Source organism: Microcoleus vaginatus FACHB-2002, assembly GCF_040004035.1.
Classification (GTDB): Bacteria; Cyanobacteriota; Cyanobacteriia; order Cyanobacteriales; family Microcoleaceae; genus Microcoleus; species Microcoleus vaginatus_C.
The window spans coordinates 99,812-119,350 of the sequence record NZ_JAMPLN010000024.1; the positions used below are offsets into that span (position 1 = coordinate 99,812).

Sequence of the window (19,539 nt, forward strand, 5' to 3'; positions counted from 1 at the left end):
CAATACGCAGTCGTAGGTTGGGCACGGGCCGAGAAGAGCAATCTTCTTGCAGTCTAGGGGAGGTTGTAGGTCAGCCACCATTTGGGTCTTCCCAGTTGAAAGCCACCCTGCAACATGAGCCTGGAATCTGCAACCGCAGCCGAGTGCGGCAGATAGGTTGGGAGTGTCGCGCTAGAATAAGCAGTACGAGTTAACACTCGAACACAAACGCTCGTTGTGCGAGCGTGACCTCGAAACGGGCACATAGCAGCAGGTGATGGGAATAAATCATGTTTGAACGCTTCACAGAAAAAGCAATAAAAGTAATCATGTTGGCCCAGGAAGAAGCTCGCCGCCTGGGTCACAACTTCGTAGGGACAGAACAGATCCTCCTGGGTCTGATCGGTGAAGGAACCGGGGTTGCAGCGAAAGTCCTCAAATCAATGGGCGTCAACCTGAAAGACGCTCGGATTGAGGTCGAAAAAATTATCGGGCGCGGTTCCGGCTTCGTAGCAGTCGAAATTCCGTTCACCCCCCGCGCCAAGCGGGTTCTAGAACTATCCCTAGAAGAAGCTCGCCAACTCGGACACAACTATATAGGTACTGAACACCTGCTGCTCGGTCTGATCCGCGAAGGTGAAGGAGTAGCGGCCAGAGTCTTAGAAAACCTGGGAGTAGACTTGTCGAAAGTCCGCACCCAAGTGATTCGGATGCTGGGAGAAACCGCAGAAGTCGCAGCCACTGGCGGCGGCGCTCGCACCAAAACCCCAACCCTGGATGAATTCGGTGCCAACCTGACTCAAATGGCAGTCGATGGGAAACTAGACCCAGTAGTCGGACGCCAAAAAGAAATCGAACGGGTAATTCAAATCCTCGGTCGCCGCACCAAAAATAACCCGGTGCTCATCGGGGAACCCGGAGTCGGCAAAACCGCGATCGCCGAAGGCCTCGCCCAGCGCATCGCTAACAACGACATCCCAGACATCCTTGAAGACAAGCGGGTCGTTACCCTCGACATCGGCTTGCTCGTTGCCGGTACCAAATACCGGGGAGAATTTGAAGAACGCCTCAAAAAAATCATGGACGAAATCCGCACGGCGGGTAACGTGATTTTGGTGATTGACGAAGTACACACTTTGATCGGTGCAGGTGCGGCTGAAGGCGCGATCGACGCAGCGAACATTCTCAAGCCGGCTTTGGCAAGAGGCGAACTCCAGTGTATCGGCGCTACCACCCTCGACGAGTACCGCAAGCACATCGAGCGCGACGCAGCCCTAGAACGGCGCTTCCAGCCCGTCATGGTCGGCGAACCCACCGTGGACGAGACGATCGAGATTCTCTTCGGTCTGCGGGAACGCTACGAACAGCACCACAAGCTGAAAATCTTGGACACGGCCCTCGAAGCCGCAGCCAAACTCTCACATCGGTACATATCCGATCGCTTCCTCCCAGACAAAGCAATTGACTTGGTAGACGAAGCTGGTTCCAGAGTTCGCCTGATCAACTCCCAACTGCCCCCCGCAGCCAAAGAACTTGACAAAGAACTCCGCCAAGTCCTCAAAGATAAAGACGAAGCGGTGCGTTCTCAAGACTTTGACAAAGCCGGCGAATTGCGCGATCGGGAAATGACCATCAAAGCCGAAATTCGCGCTATTTCCCAAGCCAAAAAAACCGACTCGGCCCGCACTGGCGAAACAGACCCATCGCCAGTAGTCACCGAAGAAGACATTGCTCAAATCGTGGCAAGCTGGACGGGGGTACCGGTAAACAAACTGACCGAATCCGAATCCGAAAAGCTGCTGCACATGGAAGATACCTTGCACCAGCGCTTGATCGGTCAGGAAGAAGCAGTGAAAGCCGTTTCCCGCGCCATCCGTCGCGCTCGCGTTGGCTTGAAAAATCCCAATCGCCCGATCGCCAGTTTCATCTTCTCCGGGCCTACCGGCGTCGGCAAAACCGAACTTACCAAAGCCCTAGCCGGCTACTTCTTCGGTTCCGAAGACGCGATGATTCGGCTGGATATGTCGGAGTACATGGAACGGCACACCGTCTCCAAACTCATCGGTTCCCCTCCGGGCTACGTCGGCTACAACGAAGGCGGCCAACTCACAGAAGCAGTCCGCCGCCGTCCTTACACCGTCGTGCTGTTCGACGAAATCGAAAAAGCCCACCCCGATGTCTTCAATATGCTCCTGCAAATATTGGAAGACGGTCGCTTAACAGATGCCAAAGGTCGCACCGTGGACTTCAAAAACACGCTGCTGATTATGACCTCCAACATCGGTTCTAAGGTGATTGAAAAAGGCGGCGGCGGCCTCGGTTTCGAGTTCAGCGACAACCAAGCCGATGCTAATTACAACCGCATTCGTTCTTTGGTTAACGAAGAACTCAAAAACTACTTCCGCCCCGAATTCCTCAACCGACTCGACGAAATTATCGTCTTCCGCCAGTTGAACAAGGAAGAAGTCAAGGAAATCGCGGTCATCATGCTCAAAGAAGTGTTCGGTCGTTTGACAGAACAGGGAATCACCCTGGAAGTGACCGAAAAATTCAAAGAACGGCTGGTAGAAGAAGGCTACAACCCCAGCTACGGAGCCCGACCCCTGCGCCGCGCCATCATGCGCTTGTTGGAAGACAGCTTGGCTGAGGAAATCCTTTCTGGCCGCATCAAAGACGGCGACACCGCTGTTGTGGATGTGGGCGAGGACGGAATTGTTAAGGTGCTGCAAGGTCAAAAGCGGGAATTGCTGCCCCAAGGCGCTGAGTAAGTTTGAGTAAGTGCGATCGCGAGTTAAGTTGGGAAATAACCAATCTCGTAATCGCAAACAACTCAAAATCCTCACATAAAAAAGGTAGAGAATTTAAATTCTCTGCCTTTTTTATGAGTTAATATCAAGAGTAGACTTATTGCATAAATCTTTGATTGATAGGGAAACCGTAGATGCAACGCAGATGCCTTTCAAGATAGTTTACAAAGGCCTGCTCTTCAAGTCTAGTAATTAACAGCGACATACTTCAATGGTAAGCTGGACAGCATTTAAATTGTATATTTTGGGCGAGTTCGCTTGCCCAGCTCGCTCATGGTTTGATTATTTCTTGAGATGCAATTTAAATGCTGAGCGAGCTTAATCACATAATTAGTGGAAACTATTTAGCGAGGACTTTCATGACATCTGAAAAAAATAAATTGGGTACAGAAGTAGCAGAAAATCCGCCTGAAACCTGGTGGCAGAAAGCGTGGAAGTCACAGCGAGAAAATCTTCAGATAGTGATTATTGCTTTGAGTTTAGCAATAGTGATTCGAGCCTTGGTCGCCGAACCGCGCTACATACCCTCAGATTCTATGGTACCCACTTTGCACGTGGGCGATCGGGTCGTAGTCGAAAAAATCTCCTACTACCTCGAACCTCCCAAAACTGGGGACATCGTAGTATTTGCCCCGCCCGAAAAGTTGCAAGAACAAGGCTTTACTCAAGACCAAGCATTCATCAAGCGGGTAATTGGCTTACCGGGTCAAACCGTCGCCGTTAAAAAAGGTTTAGTTTATCTCAACGACAAACCCCTGGTCGAAAAATATATTGCCGAACCTCCTAAATACCAGTGGGGGCCTTATCGCGTCCCAGAAAATGAATACTTTGTGATGGGAGACAACCGCAACAACAGCAACGACTCTAGCAGGTGGGGATTTTTACCTAAGCAGAACATCATCGGCCGCGCTGTAGTGCGGTTTTGGCCTCTAGAACGCATCGGGGAAGTTTGAAGTCAGTTGACTGTTGACAGTTGACTGTTGACTGTTGTCATCGCAAGCCCGATGCCCCATGCCCGATGCCTCTCCTGTACGGAAATTTCTACTAATTCTTGTACCTTGAGGGGTAGGGACTTCCTCCGGCAACTGATAAAATGGTACAAAAAGCAGCGGGATTTCTCGCCTAGATCAAAATTAGTTGAATATTAAAAAATTAGGAAAGCTATGGGATTTTTTGATTCAGAAATTGTTCAGCAAGAAGCCAAGCTATTGTTTGAAGACTATCAATCTCTCATCAAACTAGGTGGCAATTACGGCAAATTTGATCGCGAAGGCAAGAAAATGTTCATCGCTCAGATGGAATCAATGATGGAGCGCTACCGTATTTTTATGAAGCGCTTTGAGCTGTCGGAGGACTTCATGGCTCAGATGACTGTAGAGCAGTTAAAAACACAGCTCAATCAATTTGGCATCACGCCCCAGCAGATGTTTGATCAAATGAACTCAACGCTGGAGCGGATGAAATCTGAGCTGGAAAAACAATCCTAGTGAGCAGAAGGAAGAAGGAAGTTCGGCAACGGATTCTGTAACGGATGTAACGGATGTCAGGAAGAAGGAAGAAGGAAGAAGGAAGAAGGAAGAAGGAAGAAGGAAGAAGGAAGAAGGAAGAAGGAAGAAGGAAGAAAAAGAAAGTATTCCCAATGCCCAATGCCCAATGCCTAATGCCCAATACCCAATGCCCAATGCCTAATCCCTAATGATTAATGACAAATGACTGATAGTTAAGGCCGCTCAAAAGATGAAGCAGGTTTGAAACTTTCTGCGGGAACTCCCTGCAAAGCTTGGCTCATAAAATCGCGCCAAACAGGGGCGACAATAGTACCCCCAGTAGCACCGTAGCTCATCGGTCTGTAATTGTCGTTGCCCATCCAAACAGCCACCGACAACTGCGGCACGTAACCCACAAACCAGATATCCCGTTCTGAGGAAGTTGTACCAGTTTTCCCAGCAGCCGGTCGCCCAAGTTGGGCAGCCCTTGCCGTTCCGCTGCTAATTACGCCTTGCAGGGCGCTGTTGACAGATGCCGCCGCCCAGGAATTGAGAACTAATTTGGGTTTGGGCGTATTGTCGAGCAAGACGTTGCCACTGCTGTCAGTGACTTGCACGATAAACGTGGTGTCAGAATGCCAGCCGTTGTTCGCGAAGGTAGCAAAAGCTCCGGCCATTTCTAAAGGAGTGAGGTCAACGGCACCCAAGGGCAAAGAAATCACCGGTTCCATCGGACTTCTGATGCCGAGCACGCGACAAATCTCAATCACTTTATTCAATCCGACTTCTTGGCCAAGCTTGACGGCGGGAATGTTGAGAGATACTTCCAAAGCTCTGCGGATGCTGACGGCACCGGAGAAGCCGCCGCCGTAGTTTTGAGGGTAGTAGTAGCCGTCGCCGTCGCGGTAGCCGACAGGGGAGTCATATACCACTGAATCGGGGCTGTATTTGCCGCTAGCAAAGGCAGCGTAGTAGATAAAAGGCTTAAAAGAAGATCCGGGCTGACGGCGTGCTTGAATGGCGCGGTTGAACTGACTCTTTTCGTAATCGACGCCGCCAACCATTGCTTTGACGAAGTGGGTGCGGGGATCGACGGCGGCTAGGGCAATTTGACCTTCCTGGCGATCGTAAAACAGCCCTTGGTAGTAAAGTCGATTGTGCCACGCTTTGACGGTTTCTTCGGCTATGCGCTGCATTTTGAGGTCGATGGTGGTTTGAACGCGCATTCCTCCCTTAACCACGGCATCTCGCCCAAAACGCCTCGTCAGTTCCTGGACTACGGCTTGTGTTACGTAAGGAACTTGAGAGCCACCAAAAGAGGTAATTTTGCCTAGCTTAATTTTTTCCTGGCGGGCAGCAGTCTCTTGGGCCGGCGTAATCCATTTGAGCTCCTTCATGCGGTTTAAAACGAGGGTTTGCCGCTCTTTTGCCAACTTGTAATTGACGAAAGGACTGTATTCTTCGGGAGCAGAAATTAAGCCGGCCAGCATCGCTGCTTCTGAAAGAGTCAAATTACTTGCTGACTTGTTGAAATAGCTTCGAGAGGCTGTCTCTACGCCGTACAAGTTGTGACCTAAGTAGATTTGATTCAGGTATAGTTGCAGAATTTGGTCTTTGTTGAGAATTTGCTCCAAGCGGATAGACATTACCGCTTCAGCTACCTTGCGACTAAATTTTGACTGGGGAGAGAGAAACAGGTTCTTGACTAGCTGCATAGTCATAGTCGAGCCACCTTCAACGGTTCTACCTTTCTCTAGGTTGACCATCAGAGCTCGGGCTATCCCGCCGGGGTTGATGCCTTTGTGGGTGAAGAAGTTGCTATCTTCGATCGCCAGAACAGCTCGTTTTAGGTTGGGGGAGATTTGGTCAAGGGGTACGACATCCCGGTTGGCTTCGTCGTGGATGCTGGCTAGCGGCTTGCCGTTGATGTCGTAAATGTGGGTAGTTTCTGTGGGAGAGTAGGTTTGCAAGATCCGAACATCTGGCAAATTACGGAAGCTGATCGCTAAGCCAACCAGTCCACCAGCGACTACGGAACTGGCAAGCATTGTCATGCTGAGTATGGTTCCGGCGGTCACTTTACTGACTGACTGAACAAACTCGAATACGGGGGCTGAGTTTTCCGTGTTATTGCGGACTGCGTTGGTTGACACGTGGATTTCACTTCCTCACTCGATTTGGGCTTTAAGACTTTTAATTTTAGATGCGAACCCTAGAGACTGTCAGTCGATTTTAGATTTTAGATTTTAGATTTTAGATTTATTCCACAGATGAATCTGGGAGTTTGAACAATAGTCTAAAATTTGGGGATCTCCACGACTGTTGTCGGGGGCTGGTATCCGTTTTTGGGCGGGGTCAGCTAATGAAAGCCGGTCAGCTTTGGGATTATAGTAGCGTGATAGTTATGTTTTTATGCGTCAACCAGTGAGTGTAACTAATTCTGCTGCACTTTGGCAAAATATGATGGACGATCGCTCCCCGATGATAACTCCTAACCTTTCAGCGCTTTACCGCGGCGTCAGCGAGATTTTTCCAGATCGACCTGATTCTAGCAACCCTGACGAAAATTTAGCCCAACTGCTGGCAAAAGTCGATCGACCTTTGCGCGTCAAACTCGGAATTGACCCGACAGGGAGTGACATTCACTTGGGACACAGCATTTGCGTCCGCAAGCTGCGGGCTTTTCAAGATGCCGGTCACACAGCCGTACTGCTGATCGGAGATTTTACCGCAAGAATTGGCGATCCGACAGGGAAATCGGAGATGCGAAGCCAGTTGACGGCCGAACAAGTGGCGGAAAATGCCAAGACTTATTTAGACCAAGTGCGTCCGATTCTAGATTTTGACACACCCGGACGTTTGGAAATTCGCTATAACTCCGAGTGGTTGTCGAAATTGGACTTGGCGAAGATTTTGGAACTGCTGAGGACGATGACGGTGCAGCAGATGCTTGCTAAAGAGGGATTTGATAATCGGATGCAGCAGGAAAATGCGATTTATCTGCATGAGTTTCTGTATCCGCTAATGCAGGGTTACGATTCGGTGGCTTTGGAAGCTGATGTTGAGTTGGGGGGAACCGACCAAAAGTTTAATATTGCGGTGGGGAGAGATTTGCAGCGGCATTTTGGGATGAAACCGCAGTTTGGTTTGCTGATGCCGATTTTGATCGGGACTGACGGGGTACAAAAGATGTCGAAATCTTTGGGAAATTATGTAGGTTTGTCGGAAGACCCGCTGACGATGTATTCTAAGTTGGAGAAAATTGCTGATAGTTCGATCGCCCAATATTTTGAACTATTGACAGATTTGCCACTTGATGAATTGCCAGAAAATCCGCGAGAAAAACAGAAACTTTTGGCTGTGGATGTGGTGCGCCAGTATCGCGGTTCGGAAGCGGCGGATCGCGCACAACAAGATGCAATGGCGCTGGTTAAAGGTGCTGCTGGACAAGCTGATGCAGTGCCGGAGTTTTCTTTGGCAAGTGTGCAGTTTCCGGCTAAGTTGTTTTATATTCTGAGTGCTAGCGGGCTTTGTAAAAGCAGCGGTGATGCCAGGAAGTTGATGCAGGGCGGCGGGGTAAAGTTGGAGGGCGATAAAGTTTCTGATGTTAATCTTACTTTTGAATCACCGGCTGATTTATGCGGTAAGGTTTTGCAGGTTGGGAAGAATAAGTTTGTGCGATTGGTGTCTTGAATCTCTTTTTTAACCGCAGATGAAGGCTGATGAACGCTGATGAACGCTGATAATCGAATTATTGTTGCTTTGGATGTTTCGAGTCAAGAAGAGGCGATCGCACTTCTTGACAAACTCCCGCAAGTATCTTTCTGGAAAGTGGGTTTGGAACTGTTTGTGAGTTCCGGGCCGGGGATTTTGGAAATTTTAAAACAGCGGGAAAAGCGGATTTTTCTCGATTTGAAGTTTCACGATATCCCGAATACTGTGGCTGGTGCTTGTCGTGCGGCTGCTAAGTACAATGTGGATTTATTGACGATCCATTCTACGTGTGGTAAAGATGCTTTGAAAGCGGCACAGTTGGCTTTGACTGAAGGGGCGGCGGCTGTGGATAAACCGAGTCCTAAGTTGATTGCAATTACTCTCTTGACGAGTTTGAATTCGCGACAGTTGGCTTTTGAGTTGAAAATACCTTTGGAGTTGCCAGAATTTGCTTTGCACATGGCATTGTTGGCTAAGGAAACGGGTTTAGCTGGTGCTGTTTGTTCTCCGCAAGAGGTGGAACAGTTGCGGATGAGTTGCGGGGATGATTTTCTATTAGTTTGTCCCGGTGTGCGTCCGAAATGGGCCGATGGGGGCGATCAAAAACGATCGATGACTCCAAAGGCCGCCTTTAAAGCTGGTGCCGATTATCTGGTGATTGGGCGCCCGATTACTGCTGCGCCCGATCCGGCGGCGGCTTTTAGCCGTATTTGTGAAGAGTTGGAGTAACAATAGAAATGTTGTTTTTTACCCCAGATAAAAGCCGATGAACGCCAATGGAATTTTATCTGGGTTCATCTGCGTTTATCTGCTGATATTTGCGGTTGCAACTCCGACTTTGGCAGTTAATTTTATGACCAATCATACTAACAGTATTAATGCAAGTCGGTATGGTTTGTTAGCGCGATCGCCCTGTCCCGCTGATTTAGAAACTTTGGTCTATCGCCTGTTGCAAGATTTGCCGAGTTATGCTAATCGGGTAATTGTGCGATCGCACTTTTCTCCTAACACTAACACACCGCCCGGTTACGCGCTGCCGCAAATAATTTTAGCCGGTCGCCCGGAGTTTGAACCGTTACCTTTAAATTCTGGGGATGCACTTCCTGAAAATGCTACTCAAGTTTTTATTACTACTTTGGAACGGCAGTATCGCGGGGGAAAACCAGTCGAAATTGAGCAATATCATTGGTTATTTTTCACTAAAACGGAGAACGGGTGGGAATTGGCAAAAATTGTTTCTCGGTTTGGTACTGCGACGGATGTTCGTCCGTTGTTGCGGCCAGAGGGGGAGAAAAGCGAAATTGCTGAGGCTATTCGTTTGTGGTTGCGCGATTGTCAGGCAAAAAATAAGTTGTCTCGCAACTAAATTGTATTTTTTGGGCGGGCGAGACGCCCAACCCCTACTCCCCACATAAAATAATTTTTATTGTGGAACAGGCATCTTGCCTATTCCTGACAGAAAATAATTTTATTGTGGAACAGGCATCTTGCGGTTGGTTGTTGGTTGGGGTCTAATTAACAGTCTGGATTGGAGCGGCTTCATGTCTTTTGTTAGTTCTAACCCTGGGGTTGGAGTGCCGATGGTTGCAGGACTTATACCTGTGTCATTACTTGTACCTATTTTTTTAATAACACCTTTTTTTATAATATCTAGTATAATGTCCGCTGTTAATAAATCACGACGTGGAAATAGATAAGTTAGAAATTCCGAAGATGTTTGACCTTCTAAATTAGGAAATACTCAACTCTAAATCAAAGGATAACCCGTCAAAAGTACATTGTGACCTAAGAATTTATCTTCATGGTGCTCAGTATTTCAGCGTTTCCTTGACTCCGAGTTTGCTTGGCTCAAAGATAGAGACCATTCGATAGAATTTATGGAATACTGTGTAATACTCTTCCTCACTATCCAGACCGTGCCAAAATCTTTGGTTTTGCATTGCTTCTCTTGCATAATAGCCAAATGTGTACAGTGCAATTTCCTTTTTCATTATACCAGACATAATCATAAAGTAAATCTCTTCCAAAAAGCAGATAAATACCTCTTTTTCCTGTTTTGTGACTGATATGCTGCTAGAGCTATCATGTAAAAGCTCACAGACTTTCTGGATTGACTCGTTCTCATCGAATCTTTTGCTCATCTCATGAAACTTCTCATATCTACGTATCCTATTGAGTTCTATGAACTCAAGAATGCCTTTCAAAAAACCTAGGAGTCCTATTAGTCCACCAATAGCTTCAATAAAGTTTTTCATGATTATATATCAAGTGGGAAGAGATGATAATTATTCCCTATTATACTGATGCTGGGCAAAAAAGTCATGGTGCGGTTCACCAGGATTTATACTCATCGCAAAAATGACACGATCCCCATCTTGCGGGCGGGCGAGACGCCCAACCCCTACTCCCCACATGAAATATTGTTTATTGTGGAACAGGCATCTTGCCTGTTCCTGACAGAAAATAATATTATTGTGGAACAGGCATCTTGCCTGTTCCTGACAGAGGTATCAGAAAATCCACGAAGTTTCGGTTGAGGGATTTACCGTGGGGGCGGGTTTACGAGATTATCTGTTTTAGGCAATTATTGTTCGTGAAAACCGCCCATACAAAGCACAAACAAAAAAATATTACAATTGCTATTTTAATTCATCCAATTTAGCCTTGATAGCTTGCATATCTTGCCACATATACCATTTCGGAGTCTCCGGTTCGCGGGAGGGATTTCGCAGCAAGTACGACGGGTGAAAAATCGGCATACACAAACGATTTTCCCATTCAATCCATTGACCTCTGATTTTACTGATGGGGCGCTTGTCGCTTAGCAAACCTTTGAGGGCGGTTGCACCAGTTAATAAAATAATTTTGGGGTCTAAGATTCGGATTTGTTCGAGCAAGTAAGGTTTGCAAGCTTCGATTTCTTTGGCTGTCGGAGGGCGGTTGTTGGGAGGGCGACATTTGATAACGTTGGCAATGAATACGTCGGTTTCTGCACTCAATCCCACTGATTCTAAAATCTTATCTAACAGTTTGCCCGATCGCCCGACGAAGGGCAATCCGGTTTCATCTTCGTTTTGTCCGGGCGCTTCTCCCACAATCAAAATTGAGGCTTGAGGATTGCCGCGCCCGATGACGGCGTGAGTGCGCGTATTGCCTAATTCGCAGCGGTGACAGCGGTTGCAGTGATCGCCGATTTGTTCCATATTTTGATAAGTGCCGGGAGGAATGGGAATGTTGGCATTTGCTGGTATTGAGTCTGTTTGGAAAGTGGCACTTTGATTGTTGTCAAAAAGGCTCAGTTGCAAGTCGCTGGACATAAATTTTACAATTAGGGAGATATTTTCGAGTCTAGAGTTTATAGTTTAGATCGGGTTTGGTGATTTGAGATTGGCTAGAAGCTTGTATGTGATGCTGTCGATTCCCTACCGGATAGCTACGCTCGCGCCTACAATCTCCAATTAACACTGGCACAATCTCCAATTGTTTGGTTGAGCTCGTACAGGCAAAAATATGTTCTCTAACCCGTTTTTTGACGATCGCGCCGATGCAGGCGAAAAACTGGCCGAGGCAGTTGTGGACGAGTTCGGCAAGTTGAGTTTAATGACACAGAAGGCGGTGAAACCGATTGTTTACGCCTTGCCGCGCGGTGGTTTGCCCGTTGCTGTGCCGATTGCGCGTCGCTTGGGCTGTCCTTTGGATGTGGTTGTTGCCAAGAAAATTACTCGCCCAGATAATTTAGAATTGGCGATCGGGGCTGCAACTGCTGACGGTCATGTCCTCTGGGAAAAGCAAAAGCAGCACAATTTACGCTTGCAAAAATCAGCCCTGCCCCTGGCTCAAAATAATGCTCAATCTCTGCTGGCAGATTTGTCTCCTGGACGCCCAAATATCAGCGCGGCTGGGGCTTTGGCGATTTTGGTAGATGACGGCATTGCTACGGGGATGACGATGGCTGTGGCGGCTAAGGCTTTGGAGTCGCAGCAACCGCTGGCTTTGTGGATTTGCGCGCCTGTCGCCCCGGCAGATTTGATGGGATTTTTGGCCCAAATGGGCGATAAGTTGATCGTTCTGGAGACTCCTCACCCTTTTTACAGTGTCAGTCGCTTTTATGGGCAATTTCAGCAGGTTGAGACGGCGGAGGCTTTAAGGTGTTTGCAGCAACAAACTGAATGGCGATCGTAGGTTAAGCTAGAAGGCTAAATCTAAAAGCTCGATCGCTAACACATGAGACCTTGGCAATATTGGTTGGACACTTTGATTCTGTCTACTCAGCACAATCCGCCTCGCTTTGTTGAGTTGGTAATGTTGACTTTGGCGATGATTTTGCTCGGGCTGTGGAGTGTAACATTGCAGTGGCAGTATTTAACCCTGTCTCTGAGTTATATAATTGGTTCGTCTTTTTCTATTTTGGTGCGGGAATCCATTGGCCCACGGCCTCAATTTCAGCTAACTCATCTGACAGCGTTGCTGTTATTAATCATCAGTTTTTATAGTTTTGCTGAACTGATTAGGTAGTTAAAGGCGTTTTGAGTTGTAGAGGCGGGTTTGACAATGTGATTGCGAAGGCGGTCAAGCAATTGCATAACTTCTAAAGCAATCCTCAGCGGGTTGTGAACTAGATGTTTTTTTGAACGAACCGCGAAGACGCGAAGGAAGATCGAGAGTTCACAAATCATTAGCCATCATCCTACATTCTAATTAGATTGATGTAAAATTATGCGGTTGCCGGCAGGATCGAAGGCATAGATTTCTAGACCGTGAGAAGCTTTGATAATTTCTCCACTGGGCGGATAACCTAAAGCCCAAATTCGGGCGATCGCATTTTCGATATCGCTGACTTCCAAACACAGACTCATGCCTGTTTTTGCTCGATTTGCAAATTCTGATTTGTGGGAATCTTTGGGTTTGAATATGCCGAGTCTTAAGCCGGGGAGTTGAAATTCAGCATAAGTATTGGGAATGTAAGGGTTTGGTTCTATGTCGAGAAATTTTGTGTAAAATTTAACAAGAACTTCCTTATCAAGGTCTGCTAAAGTCACTAGGGCGGTGCTGTATTGGAAACTCATATAAATTGGGAATGGGTAATTGATAATATTATAACTTTCTATCTCTTTAAAATCCTCCAATTCGTCCGACCATTTGGATTTTACCTTGTCGATCGCTTTTGAGAATCACAGCTTCGCCGCTTTGCGGTACAATATCAGTGATAGCGGTAATATTTACTTGATGAGTTACCATAATAACCGCGCCTTTAGTGTTGCGGTTGTCAACAATTAATTTGCGGATTGTCGCTGTTTGTCTGGCTTCTGTGCTGCTGTCGCTAAAGAACGAGTTCAGCGCTGGGAACGGTTCAACTTTGCCTATATTTATCAGTTTTGCTGTTTCCAAACACCTACACCACTGACTCGATAAAACTCTGGCCACTTTGATGTTGCGGCTGCGAAATTCGGCTCCAATTTGCTTGGCTTGAGTTCTTCCCTGTACTGATAAATTGCGCAGGGTGGAACAGTCACCCAACTTAAAGTTAGCAGGATCTCCCGTACCTGGGGCGATCGCGTGTCGCATTGCTACCACCAACCCCGTCTCACCCCGCTGCAACAATTGCCACCCTGCTTGAGTTTGCGCGTTGGTTGCTGCGTCAGAACTTGCAGTTGCAGTAATTAAGCCGATCGACAATACTAAAGCTAGCGACCGGAAAAACCATTTCCAGTTAAGGTAAATCCGTGCAGCCATTGTTGCAGAAGTTAGGAATTAACTTATCATATTATAATACAACAAATATTGCTCTATGGAACTCACCAATTTTATTGCTCTGTCTGTCATTATTGCCCTGGTGCTGGGGATTGGGTTTGGAACAATGACTTGGGCTTACTTCGGCAAGGGCAGCATTTCTGTACTCTTTAAAGAACCAATTTTAACTTACCCAGAATTTCCCGATACCGACAGCGGCAGTAAAGCTTCCGTTTATTTTCAACAAGGAATTGAGGCTTATCAGTCGGGAAAGTACCGCAAAGCCAAAGATAAATTTACCAGCGCTGTAGAACAAGTTTCAACTTTGGCAGAAGCTTACCACAATCGCGCCTTGGCTTTTGCAAATTTGCGATCGGATGACGAGGCTGTTGCAGATTTGATCCGTGCCAGCGAATTATACCAACAGCAGGAAGCTGGATTTGCGATCGACACAATTAAGCAAAATCTGGCCGCCTTGAAGCAGCGCAAATTAGAACGAGAAAAACAAAAAGCAGTAGCGACATAAATTATTATGTTCGGTCAGTGGAACTCAACCCAAACCTAGAGTTGTGGTCTGAAAAACCCGGTTTCTTTGTGGTTGTGAGAAACCGGGTTTGTTTACAGAAGTTTTATTAAAGTTGAAAATCAAGATTTAACCTTCTCCAGTTCAACTAAATTGTTCTGGAATCTTCTATTTGGTCGATTTTAGCAATCATCATTTCTCGGCTAGGTGCCACAACTCGATAATTAGTAATGGGATCGTAAGCTTCCCACTCTTGAGTCACTTCGCTGTCTTGCCACAAAAACCATTCCCGGTAAATTTCGCCGTCATCAATGTCGCCGCACAAGGGAAGCCAATCATCTCCTCCCAAATTATCAAAATCTCCTCCTACTAAATCAATCCAAGCTGCAAGGATACAAGAGTCAATAGTATTATTGTTAACAGCAAGGGTGTTATATTCAATAGAAGTTTCGGGGAAACAAAGTGTGGATTTCATAAGCTGTACCTGAATGTTATGTTATTAATTTATAAAAAAATCCTCTACATTAGTGACAGCAGAATGCCACTATCCTAACCTCCACAGTTCCCACCTCCAAAAACCTTGACACCCAAAGCGCTCAAATGCCTCTGCTGTATGACTTGAGACCGCTTTGAGTCAAGTCGCTAGAGAGGCTAAATTGAGCCACTTTGCCAACTGGCATAGAAGAAAGCCCGATCGACCAGATATTGCTGGCGAAGGATGTCGGGCATTGGGAGCGAAGACAGTGCAACTGGCAATTCTATACTGGGTAAGTTGGCAACTTTCAGTACAGTTTTTGTGATAAAATTAGCAGTAAGCGGACTTTCGTACCGACAGCCTGGTTTGGTCAAAAGCTTTGCAACGAGCTTTCCAATCGTGGTGCGATCGCCAGTTTTGATTTATTGTTAAATTTGCCAAGTCCCGATCGACTGTTAGGGAAAAAAAATTATGCAAGCAACCAACCAAGAAAGAATTATCGATCTGACAATCCACTATACCAACGGCAAACAGCAACACTTCCAGTTCATTGCGCCAGAGGGAACAGTAGGAGAGCAAGCAACTTTAGGCACTCGCCTGCACAAAATGTTGACAGCAGACCCGATAATTCTCGAATTGGCAGATAAACTGGTAGTTATCCCAGTTCACAACATACAAAGTATTGAAATATCGCCGATTCCTACCAAATTGCCAGAGGGTGTCCTTCACCCAATGCGAGAAATCAAGAAATAGCTAAGCTGTTCTGCATCCAAATTCAACAGACAAGGCGGGCTGAATACCCATCTCATCCAGAGTTTGAATAAACATAAATGTACCACTTAAAGGCGCAACAAGTTATTACAAATAACGATAAAAATAAAAAAAAATGTTGCGGGCAGTGAAACCTGTTCCGAAAAAAAGTGCAACAGTAGACCAACTCCCAACCCTTATAGCATCACTAATTTCCAATCTAAAATCTAAAATCTAAAATCCCATGACGATATCTCACATGAGTGAGGGGAATAATTGCAGGTTTCACAGACTTTGACTTACCGAAAAAAATGCTAGAACTCCACTGTCACACTACTTATTCCGACGGCACTCTCACCCCTGCCGAACTCGTAGCCGCCGCCGCGTCCTCGGGGGTTCGGGCCTTGGCCGTCACCGATCACGATACGATGTCGGGTTGGGATGAAGCCTTCGCCGCTGCTGCTTTGCACGGTATCGAAATAGTCCCCGGACTCGAACTCAGCACGGTTCACAACGGCCGATCGCTGCACATTTTAGGTTTTTATCCCGATGCAAATAAGTTGCGCGTTCCTTTGAACGATCGCCTGGAAGGAAGGTTTCGCCGATCGCAGGAAATGGTCGAAAAATTAGCAGCAATGGGATACGCGATCGAACTGCCAAAAACATCCCCAGGAATGGCACCGGGAAGGCCTCACATTGCCTCTGCACTTGTAAAAGCCGGTCACGCCAAATCATCGCGGGAAGCATTCGATCGCTGGCTGGGAGATGACGGCCCGGCTTATGTGCATTACGAGAAATTCTCGATCGTCGAAGGCATTGATTTACTGAAAAGTTGTGGTGCAGTACCAGTTTGGGCTCACCCTTATTTATTTCGCGGCGGCGCTGTTGAGGAAGTCTTAAAAGAATTAGTAGATGCTGGTTTAATGGGAGTTGAAGTATACCATCCCAGCCACAGTTCCAGCCAAATCCAAAAGTTGAAAGATTTGTGCCTTCATTACGGTTTGCTGGCAACTGGTGGCAGCGATTATCACGGCCCAGATCCGGAAAGGAAAGCAGCAGATAGCACCCAATTGAATATGCTGCATTTGCCGTTAGAATTGCTAGAACCGATTAAAGTTGCTGCGGCGAGTTTGAAATAGTTTTTTAGGACGAATATTGCTGACGTATACATTTGTAAAAAAAAGGAATCCTTCGCTTTTTGAGGGAGGGATTTGCACGCAGTAAGTCATCAGAAGAAGACCGAGGTCAAGCGGAATATAAATTAATATGAAGTTAAAGGCAATTGCAGGGGAGTTGATTTTACAATGTTACTAAAGCAACTTGCCAAACGGAGCTTATTATGAGTGCAGAAGACAGAGCAAAGGCGATCGGCAAAAATTTAGAAGGCAAAGCTCAGGAAATTTTCGGTAATATCACCGGCAACAGAAAAGACCAGGTTGAAGGCAAAGCCAAACAAGCCGAAGCCGCCGCCCGCCACGCAGCAGAAGATGCTAAAAATGCGGTGAGAAATCTGGCAGATAAAGCCAAAAGGTCGATCGACAAATTGTAGAAACTGCGTTATACCAAATCCTGGCGAATAGAATTCGCTTCATATCAAATCCTTTGCTATCAAGGGTTTGATATGATTTATTTTTTGAATGTGCATAAAACTGGGTGACTCCTGCTACATCTCTTCAAAAGCGCAATGGAGAAGTCCCTATGATTGTTAATTTTACACCGGATTAATTTCGCAGTAAGGACTTCAGTCCTTATTGCATTGCCTTTACGAAAAATTTTTGCTCAATTCTGCATAAAGCCACCAAAACCTGCGATATCAGAGTATCAACACGCAAAAACTGGACTATGACGAGACATTATACCCCCGTCGAACCCTTAGCAGGTTTAGTTCCTGTAGGGGCAAGTTTCAACTTGTTGCTTCCACCCACGGGTTGGGAACTCAAACCGATTTCCTTGACTTTGTTATTGCTGGCACGTTACAGCGCTATTGTCCCTGGGATAATCGAATTATCTCGATGTCATCCGAACGTCCCTGTGAACACCGACGAACAGTTACGCCAACTTCTACAACTCTTGAAAGACTCGCAAGAGGGTAGTAAGGAACAAGAAAGACTCAAAAATCAATTGTGCCAACTCATTCCCCATTTGCCCGGAATTCGCAAGCATCCTTATCCTAATATTGATTTAGAGGAAATGATGCAGGAAGCTTATTGCGGTTTTCTCAAAACGCTTTCGGCATTTTTGAGGGGAATTGACCTCGACAATCTCGCTGGTGATGTGTTGCGAACCCGAGTGGTTCAGCGGTTCAATAAAACTCTCAAGAACAAAGTCTATGAGCAATATCGCCGGATGCAGCAACAGATTTTTAGTGTTAGTTTTGATGCTCCGATTACGAGCAAGCGAGGTGAAAAATTTGAGGCTCAAGAACCGATAGACCATACCACGAAAAATGGAATTGAGCAACTCATCGAGAGAGAACAAGCTCAAAATAAGCAGCGCATCGGCCGCCAACTATGGCAGTGTATTGAAGACGATCCGACGGGAGAACTGCGAAACAGTTATCCCAATGAAAAAATAGATAAGAAGAAGCCAAATAATCCCGAAAATCGCCGCCCTCGACCGGATGCCAATTCTCACGTACTCGCACTGCGATTGCTGTTGCAAGACCCTCCAGATAAATTGTCTAAAATTGCCAGAGAGTTAAACATTGACTATCAAACTCTCAACTCTCACTGGAAAAGAACAGGTTTGGCTCTCGTCAAAGAGATTGCACTTAAGTTTGGATATCAACCCGAGGAATAATGGTGAATAGCATAGATACTTATTTGTTAGAAATTCCTCTGGAGCAAACTGCCCGCAATTTGGCTCTGCAATTTGCTTCAGAGCAAGCTAATCCGCAAAAAGGCAAGCGGGTTTATTTCAATACCCTGGCCGTTTGGGCGGTTAACTATTTCTTGGAATGGATGGAAATGGAAACCGATATTGATGGCGGTGATAGTTGGAATCCAGTAGTGCGGACGCTTGTGGATGTGGGCGATTTGGTTTTGCCGGGAATTGGCAAGATAGAATGCTGTCCCGTTCAGCTCGGAGAATGGGCGATTTCTCTGCCGGAAGTGCGGGAAAATCGCATTGCATATATCGTCGTTCAGTTTGCCGAACCTTTCGATAAGGTGAAACTTTTGGGCTTTATTCCGGCTGTGGAAATTCTGGATGAAACAGAAGAGATTTCTCTAACTAATCTCAAACCAGTTGAGGAATTGTGGGAGTATTTGGATCGGATTGAGTTGGCAATTCCGCTAGTGCAAAATGAAATTGAAGAGTTGTTATCTGATTTGGAAGAAAATGACCCGGTACAAGCACAAGTTCGGGAAAAATTGCAAAACAAATCTATTTCTGAAATAGTGGCAATTTTGAATAAAGTTTTGCACAGTAGTGAGAAATCTGACTGGGGATATGAAGGAGGGAAGGCTTTAGCGGGAAGTGGTTCTAGCAGTGGAGGTTTGGGAAAGAGAGATATATCTTTCTATCGTGATAAATCTTCACCTGTGGAGAAAGCTTCAGATATTGAGGAGGATGTGAAAGCCGAACTGAATTTGATTGCTGAAGATTTGTTGGAAAAGTTAGCTGAGATTTGGGGAGATGATGATGACTTGTAGGGGTTCCCATCGACTGAAGAAACCGGGTTTTTGACCACATCTGCGGGTTGAAACGAAATATTTTCGTCCATCAAACCCGGTTTCTGAGTTCCCACCGACTGAAGAAACCGGGTTTTTGGCCACATCTGCGGGTTGAAACGAAATATTTTCGTCCATCAAACCCGGTTTATGGGCCCCCACAACTCAACCCTAAAATTCATTACAACCCACATTCCGCAGATATTCAAGCAGAAGGAAAGGAAGATAAATTCGGGAACACAAAACTCCCAAACGATTGCACGGCAATCGTTTGGGAGTTTTTAGTGTAGAATAGATTTCTGCAGTAAAGCAACTCTAAAAATCATGAACCAGCCATTATCGGGGATAAATATCGTAAATTTAGACCACTTGGGAATAGTAGCCGGGATAATAGATGAAATGG

The 19,539-nt window shown here is 46.3% G+C and carries 22 protein-coding genes; 15 read left to right on the forward strand and 7 right to left on the reverse strand.

Annotated features, from left to right (window positions below; translation table 11 throughout):
• Positions 1-269: 269 nt before the first annotated feature.
• From NDI35_RS20100 to NDI35_RS20115, 4 genes are all read left to right on the forward strand, one after another.
• The gene (locus NDI35_RS20100; protein ID WP_190733781.1) at positions 270-2,747 is read left to right on the forward strand and encodes an ATP-dependent Clp protease ATP-binding subunit; all 2,478 of its coding nucleotides are present in this window, start codon (positions 270-272) and stop codon (positions 2,745-2,747) included.
• Between the two features lie 398 nt (positions 2,748-3,145).
• Complete coding sequence (lepB, locus tag NDI35_RS20105; protein ID WP_445314272.1) at positions 3,146-3,739, forward strand: signal peptidase I; 594 nt, start codon at positions 3,146-3,148, stop codon at positions 3,737-3,739.
• Between the two features lie 210 nt (positions 3,740-3,949).
• Positions 3,950-4,273: a DUF1825 family protein gene (locus NDI35_RS20110; protein WP_190661255.1), complete on the forward strand. Its 324-nt coding sequence runs from the start codon at positions 3,950-3,952 to the stop codon at positions 4,271-4,273.
• A 53-nt stretch (positions 4,274-4,326) separates the two neighbouring features.
• Positions 4,327-4,482, forward strand: a complete 156-nt coding sequence (locus NDI35_RS20115) for a hypothetical protein (RefSeq protein ID WP_445314273.1) — start codon at positions 4,327-4,329, stop codon at positions 4,480-4,482.
• 24 nt (positions 4,483-4,506) lie between these two features.
• Here the strand turns inward: NDI35_RS20115 and NDI35_RS20120 are convergent, their stop codons facing one another.
• The gene (locus NDI35_RS20120; protein ID WP_445314274.1) at positions 4,507-6,426 is read right to left on the reverse strand and encodes a transglycosylase domain-containing protein; all 1,920 of its coding nucleotides are present in this window, start codon (positions 6,424-6,426) and stop codon (positions 4,507-4,509) included.
• 307 nt (positions 6,427-6,733) lie between these two features.
• On the opposite strand from NDI35_RS20120, the gene tyrS reads away from it, so the two are divergent.
• The 3 genes from tyrS to NDI35_RS20135 are packed head-to-tail and all read left to right on the forward strand — an operon-like array spanning position 6,734 to position 9,353.
• Entirely contained in the window at positions 6,734-7,966 is a 1,233-nt protein-coding gene (gene tyrS, locus NDI35_RS20125) for a tyrosine--tRNA ligase (protein WP_445314291.1), read from the forward strand.
• Between the two features lie 39 nt (positions 7,967-8,005).
• The gene (pyrF, locus tag NDI35_RS20130; protein ID WP_445314275.1) at positions 8,006-8,716 is read left to right on the forward strand and encodes an orotidine-5'-phosphate decarboxylase; all 711 of its coding nucleotides are present in this window, start codon (positions 8,006-8,008) and stop codon (positions 8,714-8,716) included.
• Positions 8,717-8,753: 37 nt separating this feature from the next.
• Positions 8,754-9,353, forward strand: coding sequence for a hypothetical protein (locus NDI35_RS20135; protein ID WP_445314276.1), 600 nt, complete (start codon positions 8,754-8,756; stop codon positions 9,351-9,353).
• Positions 9,354-9,795: 442 nt separating this feature from the next.
• On the opposite strand, the gene NDI35_RS20140 is transcribed toward NDI35_RS20135, so the two are convergent.
• Both NDI35_RS20140 and NDI35_RS20145 read right to left on the reverse strand, forming a co-directional pair.
• Positions 9,796-10,242: a hypothetical protein gene (locus NDI35_RS20140; protein ID WP_445314277.1), complete on the reverse strand. Its 447-nt coding sequence runs from the start codon at positions 10,240-10,242 to the stop codon at positions 9,796-9,798.
• Between the two features lie 384 nt (positions 10,243-10,626).
• Positions 10,627-11,304: a uracil-DNA glycosylase gene (locus NDI35_RS20145; RefSeq protein WP_445314278.1), complete on the reverse strand. Its 678-nt coding sequence runs from the start codon at positions 11,302-11,304 to the stop codon at positions 10,627-10,629.
• Positions 11,305-11,497: 193 nt separating this feature from the next.
• Here NDI35_RS20145 and NDI35_RS20150 point away from each other — a divergent pair, with 193 nt between their 5' ends.
• Both NDI35_RS20150 and NDI35_RS20155 read left to right on the forward strand, forming a co-directional pair.
• The gene (locus NDI35_RS20150; RefSeq protein WP_445314279.1) at positions 11,498-12,169 is read left to right on the forward strand and encodes a phosphoribosyltransferase; all 672 of its coding nucleotides are present in this window, start codon (positions 11,498-11,500) and stop codon (positions 12,167-12,169) included.
• A gap of 42 nt (positions 12,170-12,211) precedes the next feature.
• Positions 12,212-12,502 (forward strand): hypothetical protein, encoded by a 291-nt coding sequence (locus NDI35_RS20155; protein ID WP_190661269.1) that lies wholly within the window; start codon positions 12,212-12,214, stop codon positions 12,500-12,502.
• 179 nt (positions 12,503-12,681) lie between these two features.
• Here the strand turns inward: NDI35_RS20155 and NDI35_RS20160 are convergent, their stop codons facing one another.
• Both NDI35_RS20160 and NDI35_RS20165 read right to left on the reverse strand, forming a co-directional pair.
• On the reverse strand, positions 12,682-13,053 hold the full coding sequence (locus tag NDI35_RS20160; RefSeq protein ID WP_445314280.1) for a VOC family protein: 372 nt from the start codon (positions 13,051-13,053) through the stop codon (positions 12,682-12,684).
• A gap of 46 nt (positions 13,054-13,099) precedes the next feature.
• The gene (locus tag NDI35_RS20165) at positions 13,100-13,720 is read right to left on the reverse strand and encodes a histidine phosphatase family protein (protein WP_445314281.1); all 621 of its coding nucleotides are present in this window, start codon (positions 13,718-13,720) and stop codon (positions 13,100-13,102) included.
• 55 nt (positions 13,721-13,775) lie between these two features.
• Here NDI35_RS20165 and NDI35_RS20170 point away from each other — a divergent pair, with 55 nt between their 5' ends.
• Positions 13,776-14,243 carry a tetratricopeptide repeat protein gene (locus NDI35_RS20170; protein WP_445314282.1) on the forward strand — a complete coding sequence of 156 codons (468 nt, stop codon included), beginning with the start codon at positions 13,776-13,778 and terminating at the stop codon, positions 14,241-14,243.
• Between the two features lie 145 nt (positions 14,244-14,388).
• On the opposite strand, the gene NDI35_RS20175 is transcribed toward NDI35_RS20170, so the two are convergent.
• Positions 14,389-14,715 carry a hypothetical protein gene (locus tag NDI35_RS20175; protein ID WP_445314283.1) on the reverse strand — a complete coding sequence of 109 codons (327 nt, stop codon included), beginning with the start codon at positions 14,713-14,715 and terminating at the stop codon, positions 14,389-14,391.
• Positions 14,716-14,891: 176 nt separating this feature from the next.
• Positions 14,892-15,089, reverse strand: coding sequence for a hypothetical protein (locus NDI35_RS20180; RefSeq protein ID WP_445314284.1), 198 nt, complete (start codon positions 15,087-15,089; stop codon positions 14,892-14,894).
• A 97-nt stretch (positions 15,090-15,186) separates the two neighbouring features.
• Here NDI35_RS20180 and NDI35_RS20185 point away from each other — a divergent pair, with 97 nt between their 5' ends.
• From NDI35_RS20185 to NDI35_RS20205, 5 genes are all read left to right on the forward strand, one after another.
• Positions 15,187-15,468, forward strand: coding sequence for a hypothetical protein (locus tag NDI35_RS20185; protein WP_445314285.1), 282 nt, complete (start codon positions 15,187-15,189; stop codon positions 15,466-15,468).
• A gap of 308 nt (positions 15,469-15,776) precedes the next feature.
• Positions 15,777-16,604: a PHP domain-containing protein gene (locus tag NDI35_RS20190; protein ID WP_039886987.1), complete on the forward strand. Its 828-nt coding sequence runs from the start codon at positions 15,777-15,779 to the stop codon at positions 16,602-16,604.
• Between the two features lie 200 nt (positions 16,605-16,804).
• Positions 16,805-17,014, forward strand: coding sequence for a CsbD family protein (locus NDI35_RS20195; RefSeq protein WP_190661281.1), 210 nt, complete (start codon positions 16,805-16,807; stop codon positions 17,012-17,014).
• A gap of 293 nt (positions 17,015-17,307) precedes the next feature.
• Complete coding sequence (locus NDI35_RS20200; protein WP_445314286.1) at positions 17,308-18,264, forward strand: hypothetical protein; 957 nt, start codon at positions 17,308-17,310, stop codon at positions 18,262-18,264.
• Positions 18,264-19,118, forward strand: a complete 855-nt coding sequence (locus NDI35_RS20205; protein ID WP_445314287.1) for a DUF1822 family protein — start codon at positions 18,264-18,266, stop codon at positions 19,116-19,118. Before NDI35_RS20200 ends, NDI35_RS20205 begins: the two co-directional genes overlap by 1 nt.
• The last annotated feature ends 421 nt before the right edge of the window (positions 19,119-19,539 follow it).